This is a genomic window from Gelidibacter sp. (assembly GCF_039916245.1).
GTDB lineage: Bacteria > Bacteroidota > Bacteroidia > Flavobacteriales > Flavobacteriaceae > Gelidibacter.
This window is the reverse complement of the sequence record NZ_JBDSLS010000149.1, coordinates 1-12,566: the sequence shown is the minus strand read 5'-3', so window position 1 is coordinate 12,566 and position 12,566 is coordinate 1. Positions and strand designations below refer to the sequence as shown.

The 12,566-nt window shown below is 36.9% G+C and carries 14 protein-coding genes; 2 read left to right on the top strand and 12 right to left on the bottom strand.

The window, feature by feature from the left end:
• Nucleotides 1-464 (bottom strand): DNA-processing protein DprA (locus ABIQ28_RS07740; RefSeq protein WP_348036314.1); only part of this gene is annotated, 464 nt, incomplete at its 3' end.
• A 103-nt stretch (nucleotides 465-567) separates the two neighbouring features.
• Between ABIQ28_RS07740 and ABIQ28_RS07735 the strand changes: the two genes are divergently transcribed.
• Nucleotides 568-1,524 (top strand): SPOR domain-containing protein, encoded by a 957-nt coding sequence (locus tag ABIQ28_RS07735; protein WP_348036313.1) that lies wholly within the window; start codon nucleotides 568-570, stop codon nucleotides 1,522-1,524.
• A gap of 272 nt (nucleotides 1,525-1,796) precedes the next feature.
• Nucleotides 1,797-2,306, top strand: coding sequence for an acyl-CoA thioesterase (locus tag ABIQ28_RS07730; RefSeq protein ID WP_348036312.1), 510 nt, complete (start codon nucleotides 1,797-1,799; stop codon nucleotides 2,304-2,306).
• 237 nt (nucleotides 2,307-2,543) lie between these two features.
• Here the strand turns inward: ABIQ28_RS07730 and ABIQ28_RS07725 are convergent, their stop codons facing one another.
• The 11 genes from ABIQ28_RS07725 to ABIQ28_RS07675 all read right to left on the bottom strand — a co-directional run.
• On the bottom strand, nucleotides 2,544-3,740 hold the full coding sequence (locus tag ABIQ28_RS07725; RefSeq protein ID WP_348036311.1) for a peptidoglycan DD-metalloendopeptidase family protein: 1,197 nt from the start codon (nucleotides 3,738-3,740) through the stop codon (nucleotides 2,544-2,546).
• Between the two features lie 26 nt (nucleotides 3,741-3,766).
• Entirely contained in the window at nucleotides 3,767-4,540 is a 774-nt protein-coding gene (locus tag ABIQ28_RS07720; RefSeq protein ID WP_348036310.1) for a DUF4292 domain-containing protein, read from the bottom strand.
• A complete protein-coding gene (locus ABIQ28_RS07715; RefSeq protein ID WP_348036309.1) occupies nucleotides 4,540-5,898 on the bottom strand; it encodes a tetratricopeptide repeat protein in 1,359 nt (452 codons plus the stop codon). The genes ABIQ28_RS07720 and ABIQ28_RS07715 overlap by 1 nt, the downstream gene beginning before the upstream one ends.
• A 169-nt stretch (nucleotides 5,899-6,067) precedes the next feature.
• Nucleotides 6,068-7,087, bottom strand: a complete 1,020-nt coding sequence (locus ABIQ28_RS07710) for a sugar phosphate nucleotidyltransferase (RefSeq protein WP_348036308.1) — start codon at nucleotides 7,085-7,087, stop codon at nucleotides 6,068-6,070.
• Between the two features lie 139 nt (nucleotides 7,088-7,226).
• A complete protein-coding gene (gene dut / locus ABIQ28_RS07705) occupies nucleotides 7,227-7,661 on the bottom strand; it encodes a dUTP diphosphatase (RefSeq protein WP_348036307.1) in 435 nt (144 codons plus the stop codon).
• A gap of 138 nt (nucleotides 7,662-7,799) precedes the next feature.
• Entirely contained in the window at nucleotides 7,800-9,227 is a 1,428-nt protein-coding gene (locus ABIQ28_RS07700) for a polysaccharide biosynthesis C-terminal domain-containing protein (protein ID WP_348036306.1), read from the bottom strand.
• A gap of 191 nt (nucleotides 9,228-9,418) precedes the next feature.
• Nucleotides 9,419-9,970, bottom strand: coding sequence for a hypothetical protein (locus ABIQ28_RS07695; protein WP_348036305.1), 552 nt, complete (start codon nucleotides 9,968-9,970; stop codon nucleotides 9,419-9,421).
• Nucleotides 9,967-10,455, bottom strand: coding sequence for a sigma-70 family RNA polymerase sigma factor (locus tag ABIQ28_RS07690; RefSeq protein WP_348036304.1), 489 nt, complete (start codon nucleotides 10,453-10,455; stop codon nucleotides 9,967-9,969). The genes ABIQ28_RS07695 and ABIQ28_RS07690 overlap by 4 nt, the downstream gene beginning before the upstream one ends.
• Before the next feature lie 3 nt (nucleotides 10,456-10,458).
• Entirely contained in the window at nucleotides 10,459-11,301 is an 843-nt protein-coding gene (locus ABIQ28_RS07685) for an alpha/beta hydrolase (RefSeq protein ID WP_348036303.1), read from the bottom strand.
• Between the two features lie 138 nt (nucleotides 11,302-11,439).
• Entirely contained in the window at nucleotides 11,440-12,300 is an 861-nt protein-coding gene (atpG, locus tag ABIQ28_RS07680; protein ID WP_348036302.1) for an ATP synthase F1 subunit gamma, read from the bottom strand.
• Between the two features lie 29 nt (nucleotides 12,301-12,329).
• The coding region (locus tag ABIQ28_RS07675) for a four helix bundle protein (RefSeq protein WP_348036301.1) at nucleotides 12,330-12,566 on the bottom strand (237 nt) is incomplete at its 5' end.

Below are 12,566 nucleotides of genomic sequence, written 5' to 3'. Positions count from 1 at the left end.
GTGCCATAAGCAAATCCTGAAATAATCACAGGATTGAAAACCGCTAATTGTTCTATCAATTGTTCACAAAATGCGACGCCTGAAGACGTAATCTTTCGAGTGCCTACAATACTGATGAGCCGTTGCTTTTTTAAATCAACCTGTCCCGATTGAAATAGAAGAATCGGGCCGTCGATACAATGTTTTAATTTTTCAGGATAATTGGCGTCCATAAAATACAAACATGTAATAGCATTCTCTTTGATGAATTTCAATTCGGCTTCCGCAGCCAACAAATGAATTTTATTATATACATCTTGCAACATACTGCTCCCAATGCCGTCGATTTTTAGTAGAAGATGTTTCTTTTCTTTCAACACCGCTTCCGCAGATCCGCAGTGGGCGATCAGCTTTTTGGCCGTAATGTCCCCTATTTTCGGGACATTTTGCAAGGCAAGAACATAAATTAAGTCCTGATCTGACATCTATCTGATTGATTAAGAGGGAAAACTACCTAAACTTAAGCAATGTTAATAAATAGTAGTGGTTTAATTTCCCCCAAAATCAAAAATTAGTAACTTTGTTTCGATGCATATAGAAACTTACATAAGCGATTTACTCTACCGTTACGACTGCGTGACGATTCCGGAATTTGGTGCTTTTTTGACCAAACGTGTCTCTGCTACCATTGATGAAAGCAATAATACTTTTTTTCCGCCTAAAAAAGTGATTTCATTCAATGAGCAATTGCAACATAATGATGGCTTATTGGCCAGTTATATTGCCGACGCCGAAAAGATTCCTTATGAAATTGCTGTTCAGAAAATCAGCAAACAAGTCAAGTCGATCAAATCATTTTTGAACGAAGGCGAGACTTTAAGTTTTAGCTCTATTGGCGATTTAATATTAAATAGCGACGGAAAGATTGTTTTTGAACCGTCTAACAATAGCAATTTCTTAACGGAAGCTTTTGGTCTTTCTGAATTTAAAACTTCTAACATTAATCGTGAAGTTTATAAGCAACAAGTAGAAACGCTTGAGGATATCATTCCTATCCACATCACTCCTGAAAGACGAATTTCGAGAGACTCAACCACTGCAAGACCTTATCTTAAATATGCTGCAGTAGCACTTATTGCGTTGACTGCTGGTGGTTTTGCCGTCTCCAACTATTATGGCAATCAAGTTGAAACTCATAACCAATTAGCTCAAGAAGCTGCTTCTGAACAATTGGATGCCAAAGTGCAAGAAGCTACTTTCGTTATTGAAAATCCATTACCTGCGGCAACCTTGAATGTTGAAAAACAACAAGGCAAATATCATATTATTGCTGGTGCTTATAGAGTTGAGGAAAACTCCAACTCCAAAGTTGAAGAACTACAAGCACTCGGATTTAAAGCTCGTAAAATAGGCGTCAATAAGTACGGATTGCATGAAGTGGTCTATTCTAGTTATGAAACCGGAAATGAAGCTCTAAATGCTTTGCGTGATATTCGTCAAAACTACAACAAGGAAGCTTGGTTGTTGGTAAGGGAGTTGGAATAATAGATTGTTGAATGATGATTTCAGATTGCTGATTGATGCTTCTGAATTCATAATAGAAAGTCTACTCCTCACTTCAAAGAATTTTCTCGTTTTTTAATTCATTCCATTTGATAGAATGGTTCGTGTACTTGTTGAAAAACACTGACAACCATTAGCATATCAGAAACAACTATCGTTATATTTTTCAAGAACACTTTATCATTATTCGTGCATTCGTGGAAAAAAATCCCAAATCCAACCTATCTTTGCACCACAATTAAAAAACACAAGCAATGCAACCCAAACATCCCAATGATTCTGTCTGTATAATGACCGATTTGGTACTTCCAAGCGAAACCAATCCGCTTAATAATTTGTTTGGAGGGGAACTCTTGGCGCGTATGGACAGAGCTGCAAGTATTGCTGCCAGACGCCACAGCCGACGTATTGTTGTGACTGCTTCGGTTAATCATGTTGCGTTTAATAGAGTTATTCCTTTAGGAAGTGTGGTCACTGTGGAAGCAAAGGTTTCTAGAGCCTTTAAAACCTCTATGGAGGTATATATTGATGTTTGGATTGAAGACCGAGAATCTGGAGTAAGATCCTTGGCTAATGAAGCCATTTATACCTTTGTTGCTGTCGATGAAACTGGGCGCCCAACGCCAATCGACGAGATTGTTCCAGAAACTGATTTGGAAAAAGACCGTTTTAACGCGGCTTTACGACGCAAACAATTGAGTTTGGTATTGGCTGGGAAAATGAAGCCTCATGATGCTACGGAACTGAAGGCTTTGTTTGAGTAATGTAAGGCTTTGTTAAGAAGAATGGTTGGTGGAAAACACCAATAATGGTAAGTATTAGCCATTATATTATTAACTAGACTCTTAATGCCCTTAATTCCTTAATCTCTTTCTTAATGGTTATATTTTTTTTAAACCATGAAGGCATTAAGAAAATTAAGTCATGTGGATTGTTGGTGGAAAACACCAACAATGGCATAAAATGAAGTCACGCAACACAAAAGATTTGTTCCTACAAATTTATCTCACAATCCAAATGGACGGATCTTGAAACTTGGAGTCTCTATAAACAGAGAACCACAACATGCTTTCTCCAGTAGTTTGGTCGGTAAAAACCTCGCCGATATCTTGATTGGTAGTTACCTTATCGCCCTTGACGACATACACTTTTGAAAGATTTTTGTACACGGTAATGTAGTTACCATGCTGAATCAAAACCCAAGGATTTCCGGTTTTTGTACCTTGAACAGCCAACACTTCGCCATTAAATACGGCTCTTGCTTTCGCATTTTTATCGGTTGCAATACGAATACCACTACTGTTGATTTCAATAGTATTATCAATAGACGAGCGTTGCTTGCCGTACCTTACCTTGATCACTCCCGTGCGTACCGGCCAAGGCAATTTGCCTTTATTAGCCTCAAAACTCGCTTCCAATGCTCTGGCTTCTGGCGTCAACGCAAATCCTTTAGAAGTGGTTTCAGATTTCCCTGCTTTTTTATTAGATGCTGCAATGGCTTCTCTAATCAATTTTTCGATTTCGCGGTCAATACGATCAGCTTCCTGTTGTTTGGATTTTACCTGAGATGCATAAGCAGTCATGTTTTTTCTTACTGAAGCCACAAGTTTTTCATGCTCTTTGACATCGTCTTCCAACTTTTGCTTTGCCACTCGGTTTTCTTCCAACAATTTGTCCTTGTCCTTCTTCTGTTGGAGCAAAGTGGTATTCAATTGCTGAAGCTGTTCTGTTTTACGAGTGATTTCCTCGCCTTGCTCCTTTTGGTAGTCTGTATATTGCCGAATGTACTGAAGTCGCTTGTAAGCCTGTTTAAAATTCTCAGACGAGAGCAAAAACATGACACGACTTTGTTCTGATTTGCTTTTATAGGATTTGACCACCATAGCAGCGTAATCTTCCTTTAAATATTTCAATTGATCGCGCAGAGTGCTAATCTGTTTTTGGTTGGTATTGATTTCCCTTGTTAATAAATTAGCTTGGTCATTCGTGACTTTGATGAGATTTTTACGCACATTAACCTTATAGTTCAAATCTTCAACCGTAGAGATTATGGTCTTTTCCTCTTGTTTTTTAGAAGCAATCAGGTTGTTGATTTGCCGGATTTCGGAGAGTATGGATTGACGCCTGGCCTCCAACTCCTGCTGCTTCTTGCTTTGTGCATTCAAAGCGAAGGTGCACAAGCTAAAAAGTAAGATCAATCGGAATATATTAGGTTGGTAGCGCATTATTCAAGTTCAATTTCTTTATATCCGGACGGAATGCTAAATGGAAAACGAACCTCACCATTTAAAGTTATCGCTTTAAAATCGAGGTCAATAATGATTTCATTATTTTTTTCCAATGCAATAATACGAATGTTTTCAGGAAAAATTTGCTTGCTTACCTCTTGATATTTCTTGTAATCTATCTGAAGCATTCGTTTTTCTGAAGGTTGAAACAACTGTTGGGAATCCAATTTAAAAAACCCCGGATTGATCAAAAAGAACAATTCAAATAAAGCACGTTGATCCTTAGGTTGCAATACATAGGATTCTTCATTGGGAACCATGACATAAGTGTCATCTTTTAAATTAAAAATAGGTTCTGCAAGAAGGATATTCTGTATTTTTTCAAAGTTAATATCAGTGCCCAAAATTTTTGTCAACAATGAAAAATCGCCATCAAAATACTGATTGTTGAGCTTTTCATAAAACCGGACACTGTCCTGCGTAATCATCAAACGTGCTAATCCCAATGGCGCACTCATCCAAATGACTTTATCTTTTTCAATTCTTAAATTTACGGTAGCACCATTGCTGGAATTCCCCTCCGTATAATCTACACGCACTTTGGCTTGCAAGGTTTTAAAGCGCACCTCTTGTTTGCTATTTTCTCTGATAATCTGTTTTGCGGTCAAGCTCTTGTCAATTTCCGCACCGGAGATTAAGGTTTTGGTAGATCTACAACCCACACTCAAACCCAATATAAGTAGTAATACACTTAGTTTATAAAGTCTCATTAATTTTGTTTTGTTAACGCAGCCGCCTTTTTTGCAAACGTTTCTGATTTGGAATTATTATTAGTGAGCTTATAGGCAACACTGAGTTGGACATAAAAATCGGCTTGCATTTTTGGGTCATCAATAATATAATCCAAGCCTGTTTCTAAACTTTCAATCGCCTTTTCTCCCTGTTTTAACTTATTATGGGCTACGCCTTTTATCAGATATAAAATAGGTTGTGCCGGAAATAAGTCCAAGGCTTGCTGGCTTTTTGCAATCGCTTTTTCATCTTGATTTAAATCAATTTGAAGCAAAAGCACATCTTTAATGACCGCAAAGTTATTTGGCTCCAGTTTTAAAGACTCTTCAAAATACATTAAGGCCTTTTCTTTATCTTCAACTTTTAGATAGTATTGCGCTAGTTCAACCAAGGTTTGAAAGCTTTTATTCCCATCTACCATCGCTGTGATATCGATAAGATCCTTTTCATATTCCGGATGTTTGGAAACAAAAATGATAAAGTCATTGAGCACTTTGGTTTTGGCATCTGCATTGATCTCTGGAGCCGACAAAGCTGTTTTCATTGAAGAAATAGCATTCTCAGTTTCATTTTTATTTAAATAGAACTTGTATAATGCCAAATGCACCAGTTTAGAATCGGGATAGACCTGCAATAATTTTTGAGCGGTTTCAAATGCCTTTTCAGTTTCTCCAGTTTCGCTGTATCTGTAAATAAGCGTCAGATAATTGGTTTCGTTTTCAGGATTTTTATTGAGACGTTCCACTAAATTTTCAATCCGATCTTCATCACGCCCCGTAATATTATAGACCTGATTTCTTAAATAATCCCGGTCCGCATTAATTCCAAACTCTTTATCCAATTCGTCCAACAACTTTAAAGCGCTCTTATAATCTTTATTTTTGATGTATAAAGATGCCAAATCCTGTCGGTAATCGGGATGGTATTTGACTAATTGCTGGACTGTTTTTATAGCTTTTTTGGTATCGCCTTGTTGATTATAGACTTCATAAAGCTCATCCAAAAACCATTCGTTATCAGGTTCTTTGGAAACGGCTTTCTTTAGAGCTTCCTCGGCCGCGCCAAAATTTTTGAGCTTGTTATAATTCTTGCCCAATTCAAAATATATTACTGGTTTGTCATCCAGTTTTTTGCATTTTAAAAGTTCATCAATGGCACGTTGGTAATTTTCAATGCCTTGTTGCTTTAAAGCTTCAAAAAAGTGTTCTTGGAACTGGTCTTCAACATTCCCTAGGTCGTCTGTTGGTTTTTGGTTGAAATCAACTTGGGCATAAGTGGTTTGCGGAATGTATAACATTCCTAAAATAAGGATTAATATGTGGAATTTATGTTTCATTTTTTTGACAAGGATGCACTAATGTTTTTTGATGGATTGATTTGGGTTGATTGAACTTAATTTTAAAATTGAATTTTATTTGACCTAATTAACTTCTTTGGAGCTAAAAGTTTCTGGCTAATTCGACGAATTGGCTTTTCAACCTGAGACTCCTGCCTTCGCAGGAGTTTTAGCTTAAAACAGAATAATCCCCAATACTAACCGTCTTAAAATTGCCATCATACTCCACATGATTCCCAATCATTGCATCATCTAAATCAGCATTTTTTATTGTGCTGTGTGTTTGGATCAAACTGTTTTTAATGGTTGAATCTGAAATCGTGCAATGGTTACCAATAGATACATTTGGGCCTATGGTCGCATTTTTAAGGACGACATTTTCGCCAATAAAACACGGTTCAATAATCCTTGAATTATCAAAAGTCACTGAAGTCGCAATCATTTGTTCTTCGCCATCGGCTTGCAAAAACCCTAACATTCTAGTGTTGGTTTCCACAGTAACCGCTTTATTTCCGCAATCCATCCACTCTTCGACTTCGCCTGTTTTAAAGATTTTGCCTTTGGCCATCATGCCTTTAATACCATCATTGATTTGATATTCGCCACCATGAATGATGTTGTTATCCAATACATGTTGTAACTCCTGTTTAAGAACGCTCACATCCTTGAAGTAGTATATCCCGATAACAGCCAAATCGCTCACAAAATCCTTTGGCTTTTCTACCAGCTCGACGATTTCTTTTTTGTCGTTTAATTTAACAACACCATAAGCTTCTGGATGGTCTACTTGTTTTACCCAAATAACCGCGTCAGCATTTGGATCGAGATTAAAATCGGCTCTAATCAAAGTATCGGCATAAGCGATAACTGCAGGTCCTGAAAGTGAGTTTTTCGCACACATAATGGCATGACCCGTACCCAAAGGTCGATCTTGACGGTAGATAGAAGCTTTGGCGCCTAATCCTGTAGCCAAATCCTTCAAACTCTCAACCACATCATCTCCAAAGAATGCTGGATCGCCCAAAATAAAAGCGATTTCTTCGATAGGCTGAGCTAATACCTTGGCGATATCTTTAACCAAACGATGCACAATAGGTTGTCCTGCCACTGGAATCAGTGGTTTTGGAACTGTTAAGGTGTGTGGGCGCAAACGTGAACCACGTCCTGCCATTGGTACGATTATTTTCATTGAAAATCTTTATTTTCATTTCCGCGAAGGCGGAAATCTTTTTATTATAAATATTTCACTCCATTTTCTCCTTAAAAATGAGCAATTACTTTCCTATATTTCTATTATTGCTCCCTTCCTTTGGGAGGATTGGGTGGAATTACTTATTCCCAGTACTCCCAAATCCGCCTTCACCACGCACTGTGTCAGAAAGGTTTTCTACCGAAAGCCATTCCGCGCGTTCGTGTTTGGCAATGATCAATTGTGCGATGCGTTCGCCGTTGACGACTTCGAAATCTTCATTGGACAAATTGACCAAGATGACGCCAATTTCACCGCGATAATCGGCATCAATGGTTCCTGGAGCATTCAAAACGGTAATTCCTTTTTTGGCTGCAAGTCCGCTGCGTGGTCTTACCTGTGCTTCATATCCGATAGGAAGTTCAATAAATAAACCTGTCCCTACAATGCTGCGCTCTAAAGGCTTTAAGATTCTTGATTCAGATAAGTTAGCCCGTAAATCCATTCCTGCCGAAGCTATGGTTTCATAGTTAGGTAAGTCGTGATTCGATGTGTTGATGATTTTGATTGTCATAATTATTTTTTTGCCACGAATTCACGAATGATTGTATATATAGTTCGAGGGATTCGTGTGATTTAATTTTTATTTTATAGATCTTAATAAAATCCTTTCAGGTTTTGAAACCGATGCGTCGGGGCTGAGAGGTTTTGGCTATTTTCTAGTTAATTGTTTGATTTCATTCTTTTCAAGTAGGAAAACTATCCCTAAAAATACTAAAACTAATAGAGTACTCACATAGTAATTTTCATTAAACCCGTAATAAGAGAGTGCAGAAATTAACGTTGCCAAACCAAGATAGCTACCAATCCGATTTATATCATAAGGCACTGGATAATATTTTCTGCCTATTTGATAAGACATCAGCATCATGGCTCCATAAGCAATTAATGTTGCCCATGCAGATGCTATGAAGCCTATTTTGGGGATCATGATGTAATTAAAAGCAATGGTTATCACAGCTCCAACTATTGAAATATACATTCCATATCGCGTTTTGTCGGTGAGCTTATACCAAATACCCAAATTAAAATAGATGCCTAAGAAAAGGTTTGCTAAAAGTACTATTGGGATGATATCAATCGCAATCCAATAAGAAGGATCTCTTACAATGAGCTCTTTAAAAATGTTGATATAGGCAACGGTAAAAACAAACATTAAACTCCCACAAATCACAAAATATTTCATGATTCTCGCATAGGTTTCTTTAGCATTTATTTCTTTCGCATGATTAAAAAAGAAAGGTTCTGCACCAAGTCGAAATGCTTGAATAAAAATAGTCATAAAAACCGCAATTTTGTAACACCCACTATAAGCGCCATTAATCGATTTCCCTAACATTTCTGGCAACAACCATTTATCGAAATTCTCGTTGATCACATAGGCCAAACCTGCTACCATAATTGGCCATCCATATTTTAGCATTTCTTTAAAAATGTCCACACTGAATTGGAGCTTTGTCTTAAAGAAATAGGGCGATAATAGTAACAAGGTGGTAATGCTTGCTAAAAGGTTTGCAATAAAAATATATTGCACGAGATCATTCGGGTTGTATCCCGGAAATTCAATACCAAATTCGGGAATGGCCCATAAAAAAAAGTAATTCAGAATTACATAAACTACAATATTTGACAGTTTAATGGCGGTAAACTTTATCGGTCGGCCCGTCGCTCTTAAATAGGCGAAAGGCGCTACCACCAGAGCATCCAATACCAACACTCCGATCAATAGGTTAAAATAGGTTTGCTTCAAATTGACCAGAATAGCCAATTGCTCATTAAACATCAGAACCAGTCCTAAAAACACTAACGTTGACACCGTAAGACTGATCAGGGTGGTCGAAAACACTTTATCTTTTTCTTTACTCAGATTAAAAAACCTAAAAAAAGCGGTTTCCATTCCGTACGTAAGCAGCACGTTAAAAAATGCCGCATAGACATAAAACTCGGTGTTATCAGAATAACTTGAGGTTACTAATTTCCCAGTGTGAAGTGGCACTAAAATAAAATTCATGAGTCTGGGCAAAACGGTCGCCAAACCATAAATTATTGTGTCCTTAAAAAAGGTTTTTATCGTACCCAAGCTTCAAAAGTTGAGTTGCAAAATTACTGTTTTAAAATCCTAATTACAAGTGATGCCATACGGTCATTTACTTTGATACTTCAGATGGTTATAGGCTTCCATTTCAATAATTCTTTTAATTTTAAAAAAGTTCCCTTCTCACGATTTGAAAGACAGGGAAAACATTCTTAAGTGCGACCTCAAGCTTTCAATTAGGTTATCTTTTTTAAGATGCCCAATTCTTTTTTTATTTCCCTCCCAATGAAAAACCCTATTATAAACAATAGTACTATTGCCGACACCCAAACATAGGTGTAAAAGCCTTTGGAGAGGCTTTGTTTAAACGAAGGTAGCAATAAGTAGAAACCAACCGCGTAAAAGAAGATAATGATGGGCGTTGCGATATAATGCGTTTTGAGACGGGCTTTATAATACGCAATCATATCCGCTTTAAAAGCTATAGCATCTTTTGTGACATTGAGCTTCTTAAGATTTCGAATACTAAAATATTCAATAGACACTCTGATTAAAAGAGTGCCAATCATTAATAATAAGCCCACGGTTACCACCATGTACTTATAGGCATTGATATAAAAGAAAAAGCCTATCAAAACCAATACTGTGGTTAAAAGAACACGATTGGTGATGCGGTGTTTACTCTGAAGAAAATCAATCTTCTTTAAAACTAACTTAGAGCCATCTTTTGGGGTTTCTGGAAGGGCTTGCTCTTGCCATTGTGATTTCAAATCGTCGAATGTTTTCATAATTTAACACATTTAATCAATTCATTTTTTATTCTGTGGATTCTTACTCTAATGGTTTCATGGCTTAATCCCATGATATCGGCAATCTCTTTTTGAGGCAACCCTTCCAGTTCGAGTAAGATGATACTTTTGTTTTCCGTTTTCAATTTACTGATGCATTGATGCATTTGTTTTAACTGAACTTCGCGATGATCTGTAAAATTAGTTTCGGTGTGTTCCAAATGGCTTAAATGAGGTTCAATGGCAACTGATTTCTTATTACGAAGTTCAAGCAAACAACAATTGACTGTAATTCTATAGATCCATGTTGAAATGCTCGATTCGTTCCTAAAAGATGCTAAGTTTTCCCAAACCTTTATAAAAACTTCCTGTGCCAAATCTTTTGATAATGCCTCATCACCATTGGTGTAACCTTGGCAAATCCGAAATACAACGGAATAATTTGCATTATAAATCTCTTCAAACTTTGACACTTGTAGCTTCATTTTTTATTTAAGTTCTTCGATGATGTTGGCTAATAGCCATTCTGGTTGATCAAACATGATAAAATGTGCCGATTCATCGGCGAATTTGATAGAGTACTTGTCAAGATTTTTATATTGATCTTTATAAGTCTTTTTGACGTTTTCCTTGCCGTATGGTTGAGTGGCAGCCAAAATTGTCACTGGAACTTTGATTTGAGCGAGCACTTTACGTAAGTCTAATTTAAGTAAATCGGTGTATCCGTAAACATAGGTTTCACGATCAGTGTTTAAGATCCATGATTTAAGCAATTCATGCTTCTCCTTATTTAAGGCCATTCCAAGGACCATTTGGTCCGCCATGAGTTCAAAGCTTTTAGCGTCCATGTCCAAAAGTGTTTGATTAAAAGGATTATCATAAACGATGGCTTCACTATTGAAATCAGGCATCATTAAGGCACCTGTTGAAGCCAACGCATCCACAACAATGATTTTATTGAAATCGAAAGTCGATTCAGAAGCCAACCATAATCCCAAAGCGCCACCTAAACTGTGACCCACAATCGTCGCCTTTTGTAAAGTCTTCTTTGTAATGTATTGGGAGATTTCTTCTTTTATTTTTGGCAGCCACGGTTTCTCAATTGGCGAAACATTTCCAAAACCAGCAAAAGTAAAGACATGACATTCATTCGTTTTAGCTAATTCCAAAACGAGATCGTCCCAAACTTCGCCGGGACATGTAAAACCAGGAAAAAACAATAGAGGTTCACCTTTTCCCGAAACCTTGACCTCAAAAGCCTTATTTTGAGCGGATAATGACAAACTGATCACGCTAATAGTGATCCAAACAATGCATCTAATAATGTTCATAATGTATATTTTTAATGATTCTTTCCCTTTAGATACAAAACCGTAAAAATGTTACACAAAAAAACCCAACTCGTTAAAGTTGGGTTTGGTTTTTTGATATAGAACCTTCAAAAATCTCCAGTTAAATACTTTTTATATTTAATTATTAAGCGCTTCTGCTCCACCAACAATCTCTAGGATTTCGTTAGTAATAGAGGCTTGACGTGCTTTGTTATAAGTTAATTTCAATTCGTCTCTCAATTCTGTTGCGTTGTCTGTTGCTTTATGCATCGCAGTCATACGTGCACCATGTTCAGACGCAAAGGAGTCTCTAATGGCCTTATACAGCTGTGTTTTCAAAGACTTTGGAATCAACTGCTCAACGATTTCAATTTTTGAGGGTTCAAAAATGTAGTCCAATTGAATATCTTCATCTTTTTCCATCGGAACAATTGGTAAAAATTGTTCGGTCATGATTTCTTGAGTGGCAGCATTCTTAAATTTGTTATACACCAAAACAATTTTATCTGATTGATTTTGTGTAAAACTATCCATTAAGAACTGAGCTATCTCCGCTACATTATCAAAAGTCAAATCATCATAAATTTCACTTCTGTTGGCAATCACTCTGTTGCTTTTATTAAAAGCGTCATTCGACTTTTTTCCTATTGCTAAAATAGAGACTTCCTTACCAGCATATTCTTCTTTTATCAACCGATTCGTCTCTTTGATAATATTAGAGTTGAATGCTCCTGCCAAACCTCTGTTGGAAGTGATGGATACCAACAAAACTTTATTTACAACGCGTTGGTCTGCAAATTTACTTCCAGCATCTGCATCTAAAGTTGCGCTCAAGCTTTGTAATAAATCCGTTAATTTATCAGCATACGGACGCATTGCAGTAATAGCATCTTGAGCCCTCTTTAACTTTGCAGCAGATACCATTTTCATGGCACTGGTAATCTGCATCGTTGAAGACACCGATGTAATTCTGTTACGTATTTCTTTTAAGTTTGCCATTTTTCAAGTTATGAGTTATGAGTGCAGAGTTATGAGTTTTTAATGATTGCAACTAAAATTCTAATTAGCTCTTCACACTTATCCTTAAGGTCCTTTGGTACGTCTCTTCCTGTTGCTTCAAGAATTTCTAACCAATATTTGGTCTCGTCAGCCTCTTTAAGGGCAATTCCAAATTTATTTTTAAAGTCCTTTGTGCTTACCCCTCTTTGTGCTTCCCTTGTATTCGCTCCAATACTTGTTCCACTCTTTAAAATTTGAGATGCTAA